The sequence below is a fragment of the Sabulibacter ruber genome (assembly GCF_017355955.1).
In the GTDB taxonomy this organism is placed as follows: Bacteria; Bacteroidota; Bacteroidia; order Cytophagales; family Hymenobacteraceae; genus Nibribacter; species Nibribacter ruber_A.
This window is the reverse complement of record NZ_JAFFID010000003.1, coordinates 424937-445048: the sequence shown is the minus strand read 5'-3', so window position 1 is coordinate 445048 and position 20112 is coordinate 424937. Positions and strand designations below refer to the sequence as shown.

General features: G+C 53.5%; 18 protein-coding genes. 13 read left to right on the top strand and 5 right to left on the bottom strand.

Annotated features, from left to right (window positions below; genetic code table 11):
- Positions 1–7 precede the first annotated feature (7 nt).
- From JT719_RS17455 to JT719_RS17440, 4 genes are all read left to right on the top strand, one after another.
- Positions 8–1024 carry a glycoside hydrolase family 43 protein gene (locus JT719_RS17455; protein WP_207434874.1) on the top strand — a complete coding sequence of 339 codons (1017 nt, stop codon included), beginning with the start codon at positions 8–10 and terminating at the stop codon, positions 1022–1024.
- A 426-nt stretch (positions 1025–1450) separates the two neighbouring features.
- Positions 1451–2611, top strand: a complete 1161-nt coding sequence (locus tag JT719_RS17450; protein WP_207434873.1) for an SDR family oxidoreductase — start codon at positions 1451–1453, stop codon at positions 2609–2611.
- 154 nt (positions 2612–2765) lie between these two features.
- Positions 2766–4175, top strand: coding sequence for an erythromycin esterase family protein (locus JT719_RS17445; RefSeq protein ID WP_207434872.1), 1410 nt, complete (start codon positions 2766–2768; stop codon positions 4173–4175).
- A 125-nt stretch (positions 4176–4300) separates the two neighbouring features.
- Positions 4301–5476 carry an MFS transporter gene (locus JT719_RS17440; protein WP_207434870.1) on the top strand — a complete coding sequence of 392 codons (1176 nt, stop codon included), beginning with the start codon at positions 4301–4303 and terminating at the stop codon, positions 5474–5476.
- 269 nt (positions 5477–5745) lie between these two features.
- Here the strand turns inward: JT719_RS17440 and ggt are convergent, their stop codons facing one another.
- Positions 5746–7338, bottom strand: a complete 1593-nt coding sequence (gene ggt, locus JT719_RS17435) for a gamma-glutamyltransferase (protein WP_207435120.1) — start codon at positions 7336–7338, stop codon at positions 5746–5748.
- A 600-nt stretch (positions 7339–7938) separates the two neighbouring features.
- Here ggt and JT719_RS17430 point away from each other — a divergent pair.
- Positions 7939–8715 carry a DUF5602 domain-containing protein gene (locus JT719_RS17430; protein ID WP_207434868.1) on the top strand — a complete coding sequence of 259 codons (777 nt, stop codon included), beginning with the start codon at positions 7939–7941 and terminating at the stop codon, positions 8713–8715.
- Between the two features lie 115 nt (positions 8716–8830).
- Here JT719_RS17430 and JT719_RS17425 read toward each other — a convergent pair whose 3' ends face one another.
- Entirely contained in the window at positions 8831–9556 is a 726-nt protein-coding gene (locus JT719_RS17425) for a DUF8091 domain-containing protein (protein WP_207434858.1), read from the bottom strand.
- 117 nt (positions 9557–9673) lie between these two features.
- Positions 9674–10123: a nuclear transport factor 2 family protein gene (locus JT719_RS17420; RefSeq protein ID WP_207434855.1), complete on the bottom strand. Its 450-nt coding sequence runs from the start codon at positions 10121–10123 to the stop codon at positions 9674–9676.
- 338 nt (positions 10124–10461) lie between these two features.
- On the opposite strand from JT719_RS17420, the gene JT719_RS17415 reads away from it, so the two are divergent.
- From JT719_RS17415 to JT719_RS17405, 3 genes are all read left to right on the top strand, one after another.
- Positions 10462–11367, top strand: a complete 906-nt coding sequence (locus JT719_RS17415) for a S66 peptidase family protein (RefSeq protein WP_207434853.1) — start codon at positions 10462–10464, stop codon at positions 11365–11367.
- 96 nt (positions 11368–11463) lie between these two features.
- The gene (locus JT719_RS17410; RefSeq protein ID WP_207434851.1) at positions 11464–12174 is read left to right on the top strand and encodes an N-formylglutamate amidohydrolase; all 711 of its coding nucleotides are present in this window, start codon (positions 11464–11466) and stop codon (positions 12172–12174) included.
- Between the two features lie 142 nt (positions 12175–12316).
- Complete coding sequence (locus tag JT719_RS17405) at positions 12317–14548, top strand: M3 family metallopeptidase (RefSeq protein WP_207434849.1); 2232 nt, start codon at positions 12317–12319, stop codon at positions 14546–14548.
- Between the two features lie 348 nt (positions 14549–14896).
- Here JT719_RS17405 and msrB read toward each other — a convergent pair whose 3' ends face one another.
- Positions 14897–15370 (bottom strand): peptide-methionine (R)-S-oxide reductase MsrB, encoded by a 474-nt coding sequence (gene msrB / locus JT719_RS17400; protein WP_207434848.1) that lies wholly within the window; start codon positions 15368–15370, stop codon positions 14897–14899.
- Between the two features lie 304 nt (positions 15371–15674).
- Between msrB and JT719_RS17395 the strand changes: the two genes are divergently transcribed.
- The 5 genes from JT719_RS17395 to JT719_RS17375 all read left to right on the top strand — a co-directional run bounded on the left by JT719_RS17395 (position 15675) and on the right by JT719_RS17375 (position 19718).
- Positions 15675–17234: a DUF3943 domain-containing protein gene (locus tag JT719_RS17395; protein ID WP_207434847.1), complete on the top strand. Its 1560-nt coding sequence runs from the start codon at positions 15675–15677 to the stop codon at positions 17232–17234.
- 183 nt (positions 17235–17417) lie between these two features.
- Positions 17418–17852 carry a hypothetical protein gene (locus JT719_RS17390; protein WP_207434846.1) on the top strand — a complete coding sequence of 145 codons (435 nt, stop codon included), beginning with the start codon at positions 17418–17420 and terminating at the stop codon, positions 17850–17852.
- Positions 17853–17967: 115 nt separating this feature from the next.
- Positions 17968–18414 (top strand): hypothetical protein, encoded by a 447-nt coding sequence (locus JT719_RS17385; RefSeq protein ID WP_207434844.1) that lies wholly within the window; start codon positions 17968–17970, stop codon positions 18412–18414.
- A gap of 145 nt (positions 18415–18559) precedes the next feature.
- Positions 18560–19357: a HipA family kinase gene (locus tag JT719_RS17380; RefSeq protein WP_207434842.1), complete on the top strand. Its 798-nt coding sequence runs from the start codon at positions 18560–18562 to the stop codon at positions 19355–19357.
- Positions 19335–19718, top strand: coding sequence for a DUF3037 domain-containing protein (locus JT719_RS17375; RefSeq protein ID WP_207434840.1), 384 nt, complete (start codon positions 19335–19337; stop codon positions 19716–19718). The genes JT719_RS17380 and JT719_RS17375 overlap by 23 nt, the downstream gene beginning before the upstream one ends.
- An 80-nt stretch (positions 19719–19798) precedes the next feature.
- Here JT719_RS17375 and JT719_RS17370 read toward each other — a convergent pair whose 3' ends face one another.
- Entirely contained in the window at positions 19799–20038 is a 240-nt protein-coding gene (locus JT719_RS17370; protein WP_207434838.1) for a heavy-metal-associated domain-containing protein, read from the bottom strand.
- Between the last annotated feature and the right edge of the window lie 74 nt (positions 20039–20112).

Genomic DNA, 20112 nt, shown 5'->3' with positions numbered 1-20112 from the left:
CTGCTGTATGAAAAAATGGTCTGCTCTCTGTTTCGCTTCGTTCTGTGCTTTTGCGGTTGCCTCCACTCCCTTGGCTGCGCAAACCAAACCGGCAAAAGCGGTAAGCAAAGCAAAACCCGCTACGGCAGGCAATCCCATTTTTGAGGGCTGGTACGCTGATCCGGAGGGCATCATCTTTGGCAAGAAGTACTGGGTGTATCCTACGTTTTCGGCCCGTTATCACCAGCAGACCCATTTTGATGCCTTCTCCTCGCCGGACCTCCTCACCTGGACCAAGCATGCACGCATCCTGGACACCACGCAGGTGAAATGGGCGAAGAAGGCGATGTGGGCCCCGGCGGTGGTAGAGAAAGGAAACAAGTATTACCTGTTCTTCGGGGCGAATGATATTCAGAACAACCAGGAACAGGGCGGCATTGGGGTGGCCGTCGCCGATAAACCCGAGGGACCGTTCAAAGATTACCTGGGCAAGCCGCTGATAGATAAATTCCATAACGGTGCCCAGCCCATTGACCAGTTTGTGTTCAAAGACAAAGACGGGCAACATTACCTTATTTACGGCGGTTGGCGGCACTGCAACATTGCCAAACTGAACGATGATTTCACAGGTTTTCTCCCGTTCCCCGATGGCACCACCTTCAAAGAGATCACCCCGAACAATTATGTGGAAGGACCCTTTATGTTCATCCGGAACGGGAAATACTACTTCATGTGGTCTGAAGGCGGCTGGACCGGACCCGATTACTCCGTGGCCTACGCCGTGGCCGACTCGCCGTTCGGGCCGTTTGAGCGGGTGGGCAAGATTCTGCAGCAAGACCCCGCCATCGCAACCGGAGCCGGGCACCACTCGGTGATTCAGGTACCCAACAAAGACAAATGGTACATTGTGTACCACCGCCGCCCCCTCACCGAAACCGACCGTGATCACCGCGTTACCTGCATAGAGGAAATGTTCTTTGATGAGAAGGGCTTCATTAAGCCGGTGAAACTCACCAACGAAGGCGTGGCCAAGAACAAGTTGTAAGCTGCAAAGCCTTTAAACTTCATTTTACCAAAGCATTCAAACTATTTCCGGGCTCTTTTCTGAAAAAGGGGCCGGAAACAGTTTTATTTATGTGGGCTGATTCTCCAGCAAAACTTGGAGTTAATGTCCATTTTGCGGAAGGCCAACTAAATTCCTTCTTGAAACCATTTCTTGTCTGTTTTCCTCAAAGCAGGCCAAAATCAACCCTTTTCTTCTGGCGGCATATTCAACCTTCAGGCTGGGTTATGCATGGAGCGGTGTTTTGGTGAAGGTGCAATCTTATATAAGCTGCTTTTCTGTTGTTCCTTATTCTTCGGCAAAGACTTAAGGGGATGTGGCAAATACTTAATTCTTCTTTTTGTCCTAACTAATCGGATGGGTGGGGCGTACCCATAGGATGAGTTAAGGTGTTGAAAAGATCCAACTATGGTAATTGTCATAACAGGAGCATCCAGTGGAATTGGCCGGGCAACTGCCTTACGGTTTGCCAAAAAAGGCCATGATTTAGTTTTAGCCGCCCGGTTTCAGGCAGGTCTGGAGCAAGTGGTGGAAGAGTGTGCAAGCCTGGGGGCGCGGGCCATTGCCGTGCCAACCAATGTGGCCGTGGAAGACGAAGTAAACGCGCTGGCAGACCGGGCCCGAACCGCCTTCGGTGGGTTTGACGTCTGGGTGAATAATGCCGCGGTAGGCTTGTTTGGGCACTTTGAGGAAATCCCTACGGAAGACATCCGGCAGTTGATGGACATTAACCTGTTTGGGTACATCTACGGAGCGCGCGCCGCCATCCGGCAGTTCAAAAACCAGGGCTACGGAAACCTGATCAATGTTTCCTCCATGGTGGCCCTGGTGGGGCAGCCGTTCTCCCTGCCGTACACCATCAGCAAGTTCGCCATCAGGGGCATGAGCATCAGCCTGGCCCAGGAGCTGGCCGATGAAGAAAACATTCATGTGTGCTGCGTGTTACCGGCCGTCATAGACACCCCCATTTTCCAGCATGCCGGAAACTACATGGGCAGGTCTGTGAAGCCTCCTAAACCTATCATCCACGCAGACCAGGTGGCGAAAGCCATTGTCGGGCTCACTAAAAATCCGCAGGAACAGGTAACGGTGGGCAACATGTCGCGCATGATGCGGTTCCAGCGCCTGGTAATGCCGGCTAAGCTGTTTGATAAGTTCCAGCAGAAGATGATTGCCTCCCAGCACTTCAAGAAGAAGCCATCGGGGCCGTACCAGGGCAATCTGTATGGGCCTATGACAAACTGGAACAAGGTGAACGGCGGCTGGTTAGCCGAAGATTCTGGCAAAGACAAGAAAAAGACCTTCTCCATTCTTGGAGGGGTATTGCTCGCCGGGGCTTTGGGCGCTGCCTACTATGCGCAGCAAAGAAAAAAATCCTCTTCCACCTTCACGAAGAAAGATCATCTGCTGCCTGTGCCGGTTGATTCTCCCACCACCGGTGGCGTGGAGGTGATCAGCAGCAGAAACAGTGCGCTTGGTGGAAGGCACGGAGGAAGTATCATCATAGACCACGGAACAGACCAGGACAACGGAGAGGATTTGTATCAAGGTCCATTGGGTGGCAGTTGAAATAGAAGGACATAGCCTGAAAAGGAAGAGAAGGGCAGGAGGAAGTCTGCAACGACAGACTTCCTCTGGGTGAGAATGGAAGAGTATTCAGGATAACTCCGGAAGCAGATTGCTGCTTTCCTCAAAAAACTACTGCCAAAAAGGGATGTGCTGTATGAATAAATGGAAGAAACAAACCCGATGCTGCTGGTTTCTGCTACTGTTTGCCCTGTTCTGGGTTGGCTGCAAACAGGCCTCTCCGCAGCAAGCCGCAGCCCAGGGAAACAAGAAGAATGACAAAGCCGTCACCCTCAGGATTCCCAATCACCCTTTGCGGAGCGAGAAAGACCTGGATGTGCTGCTGCAGCAGATTGGTGACGCCCGCATAGTGTTGCTGGGGGAAGCCTCGCACGGCACATCGGAGTACTATACCTGGCGCGCGGCCATTACCAGACGGCTCATGCAGGAGAAAGGCTTTGACTTTGTGGCCGTGGAAGGAGAGTGGGCCGATTCTTACCGGGTAAACCAGTTCATCAAGGGACCTAAACGGGATAGTACGGCGGCCGTGATCTTGCTGGAGCAATACAACCGCTGGCCTACCTGGATGTGGGGCAATTACGAGGTGGCTTCTCTGGTGACCTGGCTCAATGGCTACAACCAGAACAAACCCGCCGCCGAGAAGGTAGGCTTCTTTGGGTTGGATGTGTATTGCCTGTGGGAATCTATGACCGAGCTGATGCCGCACGTGAAAAACGATCCCTCGCTGGTGAAAGCCGCCCGCGAGGTGCACCAGTGTTTCCAGCCTTTCAGTGCCGATGCCATGCAGTACGCCGAAGCCGTAGCCCGGGCGAGCGCCAACTGCCGTTCCGAAACCAGCCGGCTTTGGCGTGAGATTCAGAAAAAGAGCCAGGGAACCGAAACACCCCAGACCGAAGCCCAGTTTGTAGCCGAGCAAAACGCGTTGGTGGCTTTGAACGGGGAGCGGTACTACCGGGCCGCCGTGAGCAGCAACACCGACTCCTGGAACATTCGTGACAACCACATGGCCCAAACCCTCAAACGCCTGCTGGACTTTCACGGGCCTACTTCCAAAGCCATTATCTGGGAACACAACACCCACGTAGGAGACGCCCGGTATACCGATATGGCGAGCACCGGCGAGGTGAACGTGGGCCAGTTGGTCCGGAAGGAATACGGCGAGGAGAACGTGTTTATTGTGGGGTTCGGGTCGCATCGGGGAACGGTGATTGCCGCCGGCAGCTGGGGAGCACCCCTGAAAACTATCCAGGTGCCACCGGCCACGCCGGGCAGCTGGGAGCATATCCTGCACCAGTTAAGCCCCACAGACAAAATCATTTTCTCAAAAGACCTGGCCCAGAACAAAGTCCTGAGCCGTCCGGTAGGGCATAGGGCCATTGGCGTAGTGTACAATCCTAAACTGGAGCATCTGGGCAACTACGTGCCCTCTGTGATTCCTAAGCGCTACGATGCCTTTATTTACCTGGACAGTACCCGGGCGCTGCGTCCTATTGAGACCATCACAGTCCGGAATGAGCCGCCCGATCTGTATCCATCGGGCACTTGACAGACAGTTACATCCCTCATAATTCAGTTTTGGGCAACCAAATGTTCCGGTTCAGGTACGAACAAAGGAGTTCGTACCTGAACCGGACATAAAATCGCGCATATTTGCGTCCTTACTTTACCATCATGCAGTCACTTCAGAACCAACGGGTATCCCTGAGCCTGTTCTTCTTTTTATCCGGGTTTAACTTCTCCAGTTGGGCTTCCAGAATACCTACCATCAAATCTGCCCTTGACCTGAACGAGGCTGAGTTAGGCACCATTCTTTTGACCATGCCGGTGAGTTCCTTAATAGGGCTTCCTCTCTCAGGCTGGCTGGTCTCAAAGTTTGAAACCCGGATTCCACTCACCATCGGGTTCCTTATCAATTCTATCTGCCTTTCGTTTATCGGGCTTGCTACTACCTCGGCTACGTTAGTTATGGCTTTGTTCCTGTTCTCGCTGAGCATGCGCATCTTCAACATCTCGGTGAACACCCAGGCCATTACCTTGCAGAAGCAGTTTGAGAAGAAAATCAATGGTTCTTTCCACGGCTTATGGAGCACCGGCGGCATTGTGGGGGTAGGATTCTCTACTTTGTTGATTTCAATGGAGGTGCCCATCACCACGCACCTGATTGTTGTATCGGTGATCAGTGTGGTGGCTACGGTGTTCTCTTTCCGGCACCTGCTCCGGAACGATACCTCTGCCTCGGGTAACAAACTGGCCCTGGGCAAACCAGATCCGTTTATCCTGTTTTTAGGCTTGCTGGTGTTCTTTGCGGCCGTGTGCGAGGGAGGCATGTTTGACTGGAGCGGCATTTACTTCCAGCAAGTAGTGAAAGAAGAGGTATTTACCGCCGGTTATCTCATTTTCATGGCATTTATGGCGCTTTCCAGGTTTATGTCTGACCGTATCATTGAACGGCTGGGCATGCCCACTACCTACATTCTGAGTGCCCTGCTGATTTTTTCCGGCATCAGCCTGGCCATCCTGTTCCCAAGCTTTTGGCCCGCCATGCTGGGGTTCTCCCTGGTGGGTTTCGGTACCGCCGCCGTAATCCCCATGACCTACACCCTGGCCGGAACCTCCAAGAAATACTCCCCGGGCATTGCTATTTCATTAATCGCCACCTTCGGGATTGTGGGCATGCTGATCGGACCACCCATGATCGGGTACCTGGCGCACGCGTTCAGCCTAAAGGTGTCTTTTATGGCGTTCGCCTTGGCCGGGATTATGCTGATTCCTATTTCCCGCCTGTTTTTCAAAATGGACCGCTCTTCTGAAGAAGCCTACGCCGTTACCAGCGAGGAAGCGGCCTGAGGTTGAGTTGAAGTGGTTGGTAGCTTTGGGGCTGCTTTCTGAATGGATTAAAATGGACTTTTTCTACTCCCCCTTCGCTCGCCTCTGGCGAGTGTAAGTTATCTGGCGGCGTCTCGCCGCTAGGCACTTATTACAAGCAAAGTTCTTCCCCAACGCGGCCAGAGGCCGCCCTATTTCTCACACTCGCCAGAGGCGAGCGAGGTAAAAGAGGGTAGTTGACTTTGAAAGTAAGTCAATCAGGTTTTAAGGCTTTTTCCTGGAAAGTAGCCCTAAAACCCAGCCGCTGCATCATCTCCCCGGGGATCTGCACCGCCTTCTAATCTTCCGTCGGGCAAAACCAGGATACCAGCTGCCCGACCGATGCCGCCGTATTTGGGGGCAATCTTATGCCCTTTGACCCAGAGACCCACACCGGTGCCCGGGCCAAGTGCGCCCCACTCGGCCAATACCCAATCCGGGAGCCACTGGTGGTGGAACCGGCCGGCGCTGACAGCTCCCTGCATGGTGAACCCAAACCTTGTCACGTTCTGGATGATCTGGTACACGGTGGTGATGATGGTAGAACCGCCCATGGCCCCGATGACCATGTACAGCTTGCCGTCTTTCTCCAGAATGGTGGGAGTCATGGAACTGAGCATGCGTTTGCCGGGGGCAATGGCGTTGGCTTCTTCGCCCACCAGCCCGTAGGTGTTGGGATAACCGGGTTTGGCGCTGAAATCATCCATCTCGTTGTTGAGCAGGAACCCGGCCCCGGCCACAAATACTTTGCACCCAAAACTGCTGTTCAAGGTGGTAGTCACGGAGACTGCGTTTCCCTGGGTGTCTACAATGGAATAGTGGGTGGTGTGGGGGCTTTCGGGTGGAGCGGGAATGCCAGGGTACACATCGTCGCTGTCGGTGGCTTCGCCGGGGGAGTATCCGTACATTCTCCGGCGGATGTAGGCCGTGTCCAGCAGTCCAGCTACGGGAACCTTGTAAAAATCAGGATCGCCTAGATGCTTGGCCCGGTCTGCGTATACCCGCCGCTCGGCCTCAATCATGAGGTGCGCCGATTTTACCGAGTTCCAGCCCCAGGCTGGGAGAGGATAGTCCTGGGCAATGGTGAGCAGTTGGATGAGGGCGATGCCGCCGCTGGATGGAGGAGGCATGGAAATGATTCTGTACTTACCTACCTGGCCCGAGATAGGAGTTCTCCAGACGGATTGGTAGGCGGCTAAATCGGCTTTGGTGATAAGGCCTTTGCCGCGTTTCATTTCCGCCTCCAGCAGATTAGCGGTGGGGCCTTCGTAGAAGCCCGCTCTGCCTTTGTCTCTGATCAGCTCCAGGGTGCGCGCCAGATCCTTGAAGTAGAGAGAATCGCCTTCGTGCCAGCGGTGCTGCAAGATAAACGAGGGTCTTTGAGTGTTGTACTTCAGGAAATCGGCTCGTTGCTGGTTCAGCTTTTTGGCTTCTTTTTTGGTGAGGGGGAAACCCTTGGCCGCTAGTACAATGGCGGGCTGCACCAGGTCTCGCCAGGGCATGCTGCCGTATTTTTCGTGGGCCTTCACCATACCATCTACCGTGCCGGGCACCCCGGCGGCCAGATGCCCCTTCACGCTAAGGTCCTCTATCACGTTTTTCTCCTGGTCCAGGTACATGTCCCGGTGCGCCGCGGCGGGAGCTTTCTCGCGGTAATCCAGGGCATCTACCGAGCCGTCCTTCTGCCGTAGCACCAGGAACCCACCCCCACCAATGTTGCCCGCATCTGGGTACACCACGGCTAGCGCAAACTGAACCGCAATGGCTGCGTCAATGGCATTGCCGCCGCGGCTGAGAATCTCGGCTCCCACCTGGGAAGCTAAGGGATGGGCGGAAACCACCATCGCTTTGCTGGTGATGAGACCGGGAGTTTTGTGGCTTTTCTGGCTACAGCCAACCACAGTGATGAAGACAAGGAGAAACGTAAGACTTCTGGAAACCAATGCTCTGCTAGTTAGGTGGTGAAACCGGTGAGTTTGGTTTTACTTTTTTGGGGCACCTCAGGTTATTGCCTACGGGTACCAAAGCCAGAACTTCTGCCCGAAAACCTGTGAAGGGCTCCTGCTTTTTGCCCGAAATGTTACTCTAACCTTCCTCCATCATGGAATTGTAAAGGAATGAGTGAGCCCTGAACTTGTATAAAAGCGAGGGGTTGGCTATCTTCATACAATAGATTTCTGGAAGTGGAGGCAGGGGCGTTGGAAAGATGGGCCTTCCAGGCGTGCTCCGGTTGACCTCCCTTCTTTTTTGGAGTCCAGCATTATCAGATTAGTCCCCCGGTACTATCCGCCCTCCTCCGGTCAGGAGCCTTGCCTTCCTCTTCAGACGTGTCTGTGCGTCCTGCATTTGCCTCCATTGAACAGGGTTGCTGCCAATTCTTACAATGCCACTTCTGAAGGTGTTAAGGCATAGGTGCATCCTTCCATCAAGTGAAAATCTCAAACATGAAACAAATGCTTACTTTCACCGAAACGGTGCTCAGAGCATCCTTTCTGGCAGCCTTATTTTTGTTTTCTTCCTGCAGTGACGATGACGAGGAGGAGGACCTGGCGGGCACGCATTATGGGATGCCTGTTACCGTTGGGCAAGGCACCGGCAGAGCCTGGGTAACCACCAACGATGCCGGGGTGCCTACCTCTGTGGGCATCACCCTCTCAGAGGGAGCGGTCACCAACCTGGGGAACGGCATGCGGATGTACACCTTGCCTTTGCCAGCGCAGGCAGACCAGACCCTGTATGACCACGTGATGCTGGACTGGAACCCTGAGGGGCACCCGCCCTTCGGTAATTATGATGTGCCCCACTTTGACGCCCACTTCTACATGCTCTCTGAGGATGAAGTTTCTGACATTGAAGGGGACGTTGCCATGGATGAACAGCCAGCTTCTCAGTTTATCCCACCCAATTACATCTTAACCCCAGGGATTGTGCCGGCCATGGGGGCCCACTGGATTGATGTCACCGACCAGAACAATGCACCGGGCCAGTTTGCCAGAAACTTCCTGTACGGATCACTGGATGGGACCTTTATTTTCCATGAGCCCATGTTCACCCTGGCGTATCTCAATAGCCTGAAAACCATGAACTCAGAAACCATCAGCATTCCGCAACCTACGGCTTACCAGAAATCGGGATTGTACCCCATGAAATACAGCTTTTCCTACAACAGCTCTACTAAAGAATACACCATCTCCTTGCTGGAACTCACCGCGCGGCAATAGTTACCTTCTTCTCTGCGGCACTGTAAAGGGTGTTTTGCGGCTGGTTTTAAGAAACGAGCTTCAAAACACCCTTTTTGATGCACCGCTACCAAGCCTTCTTCTCAGGTGGGCTAGATCACTCATGGCTAGTAATGCTGAACAACAGCTCGTTTACCTTTTTGCCGGTTACTTCCAGGGCGCCCATCTTTCGGAGACAATACGTGATCTGGCGACAACGGTGCAACGGCAACAAAAGGGCTTTTGCCAGGTCTTTGTTGGAGAAGGGCTGCGGCAGGTGCGGCGGGAGAAATTGCAGGAAATCCTGGGCGCAGGTAAAGGTATGCGTGCTCACCACCTCCAGTAGTTTGCGGTCTTTGATGCTCACCTTTTTACGCCATTTGCTGCCCTTACCGTCGCGGCACCTGATTTCCTCTTCCCTGATAAACGGGAACTCCAGGGTGAAGGCCGCATGCGTCACCAGTTCGGGGATGCGGACCAGTTCCTCAAAAATATCAGTCAGGGCACCGCGGTACGTGGATTTTCGGCGGGAGAGGACGGAGGTTCCCTTGGCATCTACCTGCACCACCCATTTCTCGAAAGTGATGGGATGCACCAGGTGCACTGGATGTTCTTTCAGGAGGGATTGCAGCTTGGGCCTGATGGCCGTAAAGTTGCGGGTCTGGAATTCGACTAACTGCTGACCCCGCACCAGGTCAATGATGAACCCACCAACAGGTACCTCAAACCTATCGTGCGGCTGGGCGTACCATTGCTTCAGGCCCGCGTGCAGTGAGCGCTCGTTCTTGATGTTAATGCCGTTCCGTTCGGCAACGGTCAGGTTCTTTCCCTCTTCTCCTACCAACTTCTCCGGTGTTTGCTTTGTGCTAAATTATCTTAAAGGTGTTTTCAGGCCGGTTTTTCAGTTTTCGGCTTAAACTAATTCATGTAGCCGCGTACTTTGCTCTTCAGCGGCATTGAATTAGCGGCGAATGCTCAAATGTGCTGATACTACTTGCCAGGTGCCGTTCAGGCGGGCATACACGTTGGTGTAGCGCACCGGCAGTCTGAAAGCGTTGTCCTTCCAGGTGCCCGCGTATTCCGTTTTGCCCGTGGAGACTACCGTTTGGCCATAGGCCTTAAATTGCCGGTCTTCCAGTTTCAGGGGCTGCAGGTTTCTGGTAGGCATAGCCGATGTTTGCAGGTACTGCTCTCGGGTTTCCCTTTCCTCGCTGCTGCCGCTCAGGGTGAATTCCGGCGCCAGAATTTTAGACAATGCGGCGGTGTCTTTGCTTACCAGATCTTGCATCCAGGCATCTTCCAGTTTCTCAACCGCCTGGGTACTTTGCGTGTCCTGGCTTCCGGAGGAAGTGGTCCTGACACAAGCCGAAGAAACAAACAAGAGCAAACAAACCGAAACCAGAACCTTCATGGCTTTGTGCATTGAACCAGATTAAACTTTCGTTTCTGAAAGGCGGTTTTGAGCCCCCTTTCAGAAAACAACCCTTAAAACGGCGGCAAAGCTACAGATTCTTTCTTCTCAGGCAACCAAGGGCGAGAGAGTGGCAAGACCTAAAAGAACATAGACGGAGTTTTGTTTCTGGGGTGTTTTTTATGAATTCTCTTAAAACTAAGGAGGACCTGAGAGCTTAAATGGCTGGTACGTACTTTCAGTAGAAACCCATAAACTGGCCTAGGTAAGTACGTGATTTTGGCGGAGGGCAAAACTAGCGGCAGAATCTTCCGTTCCCGTGGAAAAAGAGCATACCTATGATTATACCTCCGTTCCTGCAAGCAGGTGATAAAGTTGGCGTGTTAAGTACCAGTAACTTCACCGAGCAGGAGTACATTGACAAACTGGTGGAGATTCTCAAAGAGTGGAAACTGGAACCGGTTCTGGGTCAAACCGTGGGGCCCCGGTCAGGCAGTTTCGCGGGGCCAGATGAACTCCGCCAGAAAGATCTGCAGCACATGCTGGATAACCCTGAGCTCAAAGCCGTATTGCAGACCATGGGCGGGTACGGAATCCTTCGGATCATAGACAAAGTGAACTTCAACCAATTCAAGTATCAGCCCAAATGGTTGGTGGGATACAGTGACACCACGTTCCTGCACAGCCACGTGCAGGGCATGTTAGGGACCGCTTCCATCCACGCTACCATGGCCGCCGATCTGGAAGCCGGATACCAGGCCTCTTCTTGGGAAAGCCTCCGGAAAGCCTTGTTTGGGGAAGAACTGAAATACACGGTAAAACCCCATCCGCTGAACCGGTTGGGCTCGTCAGAGGGAACGCTGGTGGGCGGCACTACCAGTGTGCTGTGCAATGCCAAGGGTACCATCTCTGAGGTGAACACCAACGGCAAAATCCTGTTCCTGGAAGAAGTGGGCGAACACAAATTCCGGCTAGACAGCTATCTCACCTCCATGAAAAAAGCCCAGAAATTTGAGTATGTGAAAGGACTGGTGGTGGGCCATTTGATTGACATTGAAGAAGACGAGCCGCCGTTTGGCAAAACCCCCGAGGAGATTGTGCTGGATGCGGTAAAAGAGTACGATTTCCCGGTTTGTTTCGGGTTTCCGGCCGGGCACGGGAAAATAAACAAGGCACTTATTCTGGGGGCTTTTGTGCAGTTGAACGTTACGGAAGAGGGCAGTACCCTTGCCTTTTCCACCTAAGTCCAACCCTGCTTCAGAAATCACGTCAAACTATTCGTTTCAGAGCCGTTTTCTATAAAACAGCCCTGAAACAGGCCTCACCTTGACTCCCTTGCCATGGCTATTTTCTGTCTTCTTTCCTGCGAGCACGCCGGCAACGTAATCCCTGAGGAGTACCTGCACCTTTTCAAAGGAAAGGAAGAGGTGCTGTTCTCCCACAAAGCCATTGATTTTGGTGCCTTGCGCCTGGCCAGGCACCTGGCCAAAGAATTGGAAGTGCCTCTTTCTATCATGACCACTTCCCGCCTGCTGGTAGAAGGCAACCGCTCTCTGGGAACCGATGAGCTTTTCTCTGAGTACACCCGGCACCTTCCAGACCAGGAGAAACAGGCTATTCTGGAAGAGTACTATTTCGCGCATCGGCAAAAAGTAGAGCAAAGAATACAGGATAGAATCAAGGCGGGGTACCAGGTCTTGCACCTGGCGGTACACTCGTTTACCCCGGCCCTGGAAGGGGAGGTGCGCGAGGTAGAGATTGGGATTCTGTTTGACCCCGATAGGGCCCTGGAGGAAACGTTTGCCCGGGAACTGAAAAACAGTCTGCATGACTTGAACCCTGAGCGGAAGGTGATGTACAATGAACCTTACCCCGGCGTGGCCGATGGGTTTCCTACGTACCTAAGAGGCAAGTTTGGCCCGGACCAATACGCGGGTTTTGAGCTGGAGGTAAACCAGAAGTTCTTTCTGGATGGGGAGGAAAGGGTATGGCAGCAGGTAGTTTGGGAAATCACCGAAGCCTTGAAATCGGTTCTGAAAGCTGGTGATTAGCCTCTTACCAGCTTGCCTGATGGGGTTCTGTAGACCAATTACTGGCATCAACTTACCGCTTTTCCACAATTTTTCAGTAATTTGAGGGTTTGTTACATGAGCAGAAGCAAAAAGAAATCTTCTGCTGAGACTAACCCCTATCATGAGTAAACAATTTTTACCAGTTGGCAAGGCGCCCAGTTTCATGGTGATGCTGGCCATGGTGGGCTGTACCTCCACGCAGCCGCAGCAAACCGCCACCACCACCGCTACACCTGCTCCTGCCGCTACCCAAATGAAAGAGACTTTGGATAATCCCCTGCTAGCCGAGTGGACGGGTCCTTACGGCGGAGTTCCGGCGTTCGATAAAATGAACCTGGCCGAGCTGAAGCCTGCTATGGAGAAAGGCATGGCCTTGCACTTAGCAGATATTGACGCCATCACTAATAACCCCGCCGCGCCCACGTTTGAGAACACCATTGTGCCTTATGAGAAAGCTGGCGAGGCCCTGAGCAGAGCCTTCATTTACTACGGCATCTGGGGCAGCAACATGTCTACGCCGGAGTTCCGCAGGATCCAGGCCGAGTTGGCCCCGCAGATCTCTGATTTCCGGTCTAAGATCTCGCAGAACACCAAGCTGTTTGAGCGCATCAAAACGGTGTATGACCAGTCGCAGAAAACGCCTTTGGCCGCCGATCAGCAGCGCGTGGTGCAGTTGATCTACGAAGACTTCGCCATGGAAGGCGCCGGCCTGAGCCCTGAGGCCAAGCAGCGCTACGCCGCTATCAACAAAGAACTTTCTTCTTTGTACACGGCCTACGGCAACAACGTGCTGGCCGATGAGGAGAAGTACGTGACCTATTTCACCAAAGACCAACTGAGCGGTTTGCCCGAGTCTTTCGTGAAAGCCGCCGCCAAAGCCGCTGCGGACCACGGCCAGCCCGATAAGTACGCCGTGACCAACACCCGCTCGTCTATGGACCAGTTCCTGACCTATTCTGATAACCGGGCCCTGCGCGAGAAAGTCTGGAACACCTATTACTCACGCGGCGACAACGGCGATGCGAACGACAACAACAAGAACATCACCCGTATTCTGGAGCTGCGCGATGAACGCGTGAAACTGCTAGGCTACGAAACTTACGCCGATTGGCGTCTGCAGAACCGCATGGCCAAGAACCCCAAAAACGCCATGGCCTTGATGGAAGCCGTTTGGCCTGCAGCCCTGGCTCGCGTGAAGGAAGAGGTGAAAGACATGCAGGCCATTGCCAACTCCAGCGGCGCCAAGATCACCATCGCGCCCTGGGATTACCGCTACTACGCCGAGAAAGTGCGCAAGAAAAAGTACGCCCTGGATTCTGACGAAGTAAAGCAGTACCTGGAACTGGGCAACCTGACGCAGGCCATCTTCTACACCGCCGGGGAGCTGTTCAATTTCGCGTTCAAACCAGTGCCAGCCGGTTCGGTGCCGGTCTTCCATGAGGACGTGAAAGTGTGGGAAGTGACGGATAAAACCACCGGCGAGCACATCGGGTTGTGGTATCTGGATCCGTTCGCGCGTACGGGCAAGCGTTCCGGGGCCTGGGCGTCGCCGTACCGCAGCCACACCACCTTCAACGGCAAACAAACGGTATTGGCGTCTAACAACTCCAACTTCATTAAGCCCGCGCCGGGTGAGCCCGTACTGGTTTCCTGGGACGATGCCACCACGTTTTTCCACGAATTTGGTCACGCGCTGCACTTTCTGGCGTCTAACGTGAAGTACCCAACGCTTAACGGCGGCGTGCGCGATTACACTGAGTTCCACTCGCAGTTGCTGGAACGCTGGCTGTCTACAGACCGGGTGATCAACCAGTTCCTGAAACACCACAAAACCGGCAAGGTGATGCCGCCGGAGTTGGTAGCCAAAATCAAGAAAGCGGCCACCTTCAACCAAGGCTTCGAGACGACCGAGTTCCTGGCCTCCGCGCTGATGGACATGAAGTTCCACACCGTGCCAGACCCAACCGGCCTGGACCCCGACAAGTTTGAACGCGAAACGCTGGCCGCCCTGAACATGCCTAAGGAGATTGTGATGCGCCACCGCTCACCACACTTCACGCACGTGTTCTCCGGCGAAGGCTACGCCACCGGCTACTACGGTTACCTGTGGGCCGATGTACTGACCTCAGACGCTTCAGAAGCCTTTGAAGAAGCCCCGGGCGGATTCTATGACAAAGAAGTGGCCGCCAAACTGGTGAAATACCTGTTTGCCCCGCGTAACTCCATGGACCCCGCCGAGGCGTACCGTCTGTTCCGCGGCCGTGACGCCAAGATTGACGCCCTCATGCGCGACCGTGGTTTCCCGGTACCGGGCCAGAAAGCCACCGGTGCTAAAGCCAGCACCAAGAAATAAGCTTAAAGCGTTTTAGGCTCTATTAGTTAAAATCGGGCTTGAAACAGATGAAAGAAGAATCCCCATGTTCACCGGTGAGGTGGCGCATGGGGATTTTTGTTTTTATAGGACCTATTTGAGTTGTGAGTGTCATATTCCCCTCGCTCGCCTCTGGCGAGTGTGGGTTATAGGGCGGCGTCTCGCCGCTATGGGGGAATTGTTTTGCCACAAGTACCTAGCGGCCAGAGGCCGCACCATGACGCACACTCGCCAGAGGCGAGCGAGGGTTTGGGTTATATCCCATCCTAAGGATATTGGAGGTCTGGTGCACCTGGTGGCTTGCGTAAGTAGGCCCTTCCCAGAAGGAAGTCAAGCTTTATCGCCTATAGCTTCCGTAGTATTCTCTAGCCTGAGCATACTTTCAGAATTGATGCAGTACCGCAGGCCGCTGGGTTCTGGACCGTCCTGGAAAACGTGGCCCAGGTGGCCATCGCAGGCGTTGCACTGCACCTCTATCCGCTGCATGCGATGGCTGTCATCGAAGAGATATTTGATAGCGCCTTTGGAGATGGGTTGGGTAAAGCTGGGCCAGCCGGAAATGGCGTGGTATTTCTCGGTGGAGTTGAACAGCGGGGTGCCGCAACCGGCACAGACATACACCCCCGGTTCATAGGATTTGCAATAGGCGTTCCGGTAAGGCGACTCGGTGCCTTTCAGGCGTAGGATCTGGTATTGCTTCGGGGTGAGTTGCTGCTGCCATTCTCTCTCGGTTTTCTCCACCCGCAGGTGCGGCTCGGGGTTGCTGTATTTGGCATATTTGATTACATCTATCCAGCGAAGCATACAAGGCATAGTAGGTTTGCCAGAACAACAAACAGGCGTAAACCGGGGTTCATTGCTGAGGTAGCTCGGCTTAATTGTAGGCTGGAATAAACTGTTTGTTTTGGAGCTATTTTCCTGAAAATAAGATTAAAACAGGTTTGTAGGTAGTAAAACTAGAGTTGTTTGCCTGAGGAGTGCCTTCGGAAAGTACCACTTTTCTGTAGGTTTTGCCGTATGACGCGTGTAGGTACAGAGACATACGCTGGAAGTGCCCCATTATTGAGGCAATTCACCCCTTCCGCTCTGGCACCTGTTTAGGCAAACCATGAGATACATCTATACCGTTTTCTTCTGCCTGTGGTCGGTAAGCTTGCTACAGGCCCAGGTGATCACTGCTCCAGACTCAGTTAAACCCGGTAGGGGCACCCGGGAGGAGCAATTGCAACGCATCAAAGAACGCAAAGCAAACCTGTTCAGGGATTCTCTGGGCGGAACCGAACCCACCAACTCCTTTTTGCTGGACACCACTTTGTTCAACAAGTACGGCGACCTGCTTAACGATGACACCGAGTACAACAAACGGCAGCCCATCTGGAAACCCGCTGCTCAGGTGGTGGGCATCAACGCCGTGTTCATGGGCTTCAACAGATATGTTGCCAAGGCAGAGTACGGCTACGTGAGCCCCAGCACCTGGAAAACAAACCTGCGCTCTAAACCCGAGTGGGACACCGATGAGTTTGGCATCAACTTCATTGGGCACCCGTACCAGGGAACTCTGTATTTCAACGCCGCGCGCAGCCAGGGCTACAGTTACTGGCAGTCGTTGCCTTTTGCGGTGGGCGGAAGTCTTACCTGGGAATACTTCGGGGAGAATACCTTGCCCTCTTACAATGACATGGTATACACGCCGCTCAACGGAGCTGCCCTGGGCGAAATCCTGTACCGGCTGAGTTCCAACATTCTGGATGATCGCACCCGCGGCCGGGAGCGCGTGGTAAGGGAAATAGCGGCTGGTTTGGTGAACCCGGTGCGGGGACTGAACCGCCTGCTACAGGGCAAAACCTTTCAGGTCACCAACAAAGAAGTGTACGAGAAAGAACCGGTCAACATCACCTTGTTTGCCGGGGTGCACCGCCTGAACGACCAGCAGGACGATGTCTTTGGTTTGGGGCGCAACAAGGCCATGCTGAATGTGCAGTTAGACTACGGCAATCCGTTTGAAAAGCAGCGCCGCAAGCCGTTTGACATTTTCAGGGTACGCGCCGAGTTCAGCAAAGGCGCCAATGACACCGTTGGAGGTACCATCAACAACATTACCGGGTACGGCATCCTGTTCGGGAAGAATGGGCAGTTGGGTAAGCTGTCGGTGCTGACTGGTTTGTTCCAGTACTATGACTACTGGAACACCCGCAACTTTGACTTAGGGGCGCTGGGCTTTGGCGGAGGTTTGTTCACGCGTTTGCCGCTTACCAAGCAACTGAACTTCTACAATAACGTGCACCTGGGCGTGATTCCGTTGGCGGGCAACAGCACCCGTTTTGCGCCAGACCAGAACGGCCTGCGCGATTACGTGTACACCACGGGTTTGCACGCCAAACTGGAAAGCACCCTGAGCCTGAGCCGCTACGCTTCCCTGGCGTTTGTGTATTACCATTACTGGCTCAACACCTTTGAAGGGCTGGAAGGAAATAACTCCATCGGTATTGTGCGGCCGCGGGTGACGGTCAGGCTGTTCAAGAACGTGAGTTTGGGCTATGAGCACTTCGGCTACACCACCAACCGCAGACTGGAGGAATATCCTACCCAACGCTCCGTGATCACCGACCAGAAGATTTTCCTGCAACTGTTCCTGGAAGACCCACAGCGGAGAGGCCGGTACAACTAATTGGCTTAGGTGCTGTTTAAAGGCTGTATTTCAGGAATTAGCCTCAAAACGGAAAGGGTGGTTTTGGTGAGAATCAGCGGCGGGTCACTTAATTTCCGCCTGATCGCTTACCTTTACGCGCAATAGACCAGCCTTTGGTATGCACTGGTATCACCAAGAGGCTAAAACAAGCGTAAGAAGAGTATGAAAGTTGTAGGCAATATTCTGGGCATCGGGACAAAGCAAGACAGTAAGCATAAAGACGTGGAGGTGTACCTGGACACCGTGGAATACCTCACCAGCCGAAAAGATGGAAAGTACTTTCAGGAGTTTTCCTACGAAGAAGAGCTGGAAACGCCTTTGGTGATCACCGGCGATTGCCTGGCCCGCGCCAGCGCCAAACCTACTCCGGATGGAGAATACGAATTCCAGGTGTTTGACAAAGTAGGCGAGGAGTATGTGCTCAACCCCAACAAGCATCTGAGTTTGAATCTGGAGTATGACTTTGACGAAAACCTGACCATTCTGTCCTCGGCGTATTACGCCATTTCCCTGCCCGATGCCGAGTTCACCAAGCTGAAAACCGAGAAGGAAAAAGAGAAAGCGGTGAAAAAGTGGAAGGGGAAAAAGAATAAGTAGAAAAATAGCTTAGAATTGCCGTTTTCAGCCTATTTTAGGTAAAATCAAGGGAAACTTTTGCCCAAAGCGGGAGTACAGGTAAGTATCTAACCTTGTTCTAGAAAGGAGTAAAGGCATGGAATTGTCGGGAGCCGAAAAACTGATGACGCTCACCCTGGAAACCGTCTACGAGGAGGAGGTGGTCCAGATTAAACTGAGCAAGGAGGCTGCCGTGCTGCAGCTCTCTTTTCTGCAGCACCCCGCCAGTGAGCAATTCCGGAACGCTTACCGCCTGGCCATTGATCTGGCTCAGATGAAAGGAGTGAGGTATTGGCTCACCGATGCCCAGCGGATCAAGTCCATGCTGCCAGAAAACCAGGCCTGGTTGGTTCAGAACATGGCTCCTTTGTTCAGCTCCCAGCAACTCAAGAAATTCGCAATTGTGATGGCTCCTGAGTGCTTTGTCATGACCAACCCTACCAAGGTGTATGAAAAGCCCGTGGCGCCAGAGGCCCCATCGGCCAAGCCCATCAAAGTCCATTTTGACAAAGACGCCGCCTACCAGTGGCTCTTAGAAGACTAATTCCCGTAAAAGGCCCTACAGGTTCAGGAGAATCGGCTACCTTTGCCTCGCCCTTTGAGGCTGGGGTGAGATTGCTCCGCCTATGCCGCCGGGAATGAGTTACAACCTCTTTCCCTGGCTCTTGAAAACAGAGGAATTACCAGTTATGAAGGATACCCAACCCGAACTCAGGGCTGTCAATGTGGTACGGTATGTCACTCCGCTGCGCGAGGGTGGTTCTTTGCCCGCCATAATTGAGGCCGATGATGAGTTTCTGTATGTACTTAAGTTCCGGGGAGCCGGGCAGGGCGTAAAGGCGCTCATTGCCGAGTTGGTGGCCGGGGAGATTGCCCGCCTGCTGGGCTTCCGGATTCCCGAGATTGTGTTCGCGCAACTGGATGAGAGCTTTGGCAGGGCCGAACCCGATGAGGAAATCCAGGATCTGCTGCAGTTCAGCGTAGGGCTCAACCTGGGGCTGCATTACCTTTCCCGTGCCATCACCTTTGACGCCATCGTGAACACCGTTGATTCAAGATTGGCCTCCCAGGTTGTCTGGCTGGATTGCCTCATCACCAACGTAGACCGCACGGCCCGCAACACCAACATGCTTGTCTGGCACAAAGAACTGTGGCTTATTGACCACGGGGCGTCCTTTTACTTCCACCATAACTGGCAGAACTGGCAGGAGCAGGCCAAGCGCCCGTTTGTGCAGGTGAAAGACCACGTGCTGCTGCCCCGCGCCACCGAGCTGGAAACCGTAGACGCAGAATTCAAATCTATTCTAACTTCGGATCGGATTCAATCCATTGTATCTTTGATCCCGGAGGACTGGTTAACCGGTGACTCGCCGTTTGCCACAGTAGAGGAGCATCGGCAGGTGTATGCCCAATTCCTGGAAACCCGCTTGGCCCATTCAGAAATTTTTGTCAAAGAAGCACAGAATGCAAGAAAAGCACTTATTTGAGTACGCCGTTCTAAGGGTGGTGCCGTGCGTAGAACGCGAAGAGTTTCTCAATGTGGGTGTCATTCTTTATTGCCCGGCCCAGCGTTTCCTCAAGACTACCTTTCACCTGAACCAGGACCGGCTCCGTTCCTTCAACTGCGACCTGGACCTAACTGAGTTATACGAAAGGCTGGAAGCGTTTGAACGGGTCTGCGCCGGTGGGAAGAACGGGGGCACTATCGGGCAACTGCCATTGGCCTCTCGTTTCCGGTGGCTCACCGCTACCCGCAGCACCGTGGTACAAACCTCGGCCGTACACCCCGGTCTCTGCACCGATGCCCAGGAAACCCTTCAGCGGCTGCATACCCAACTGGTGCTTTAGGCCCGGTTTCAGGAAAACAGGCCTGAAACAGCGTTGAGGTGCATTACATGAGTTGGGGAAATACTACCGGAAAACCGGAGTTAAAGATCTTCTCCTCCAAGGCCCAGAATCCGCAGGGTTTCGGCCTTGAAGCCTGCTTGCGCTACTGCGTTCTCAATGCTTTGTGGGTTTAAGTTCTCCCCAGACACGCTCAGGATTTTGTCGGCACTGTCTGTATCCACTTCCCAGCGGCTGATGCCTTTTTCTTCTTCCAGCAGGGGAGCAAGTTTAGCGACTGCTTCCTGGTTGGGGAGGTTGGTTTTGAATTTCAGTAGTTCCATGAAATGATACCTTTTCTGTTTTTATACTGAATCCAGCGGGTCAGGTTTTAGTTGGCGTGATGTCCAGGTCTGTA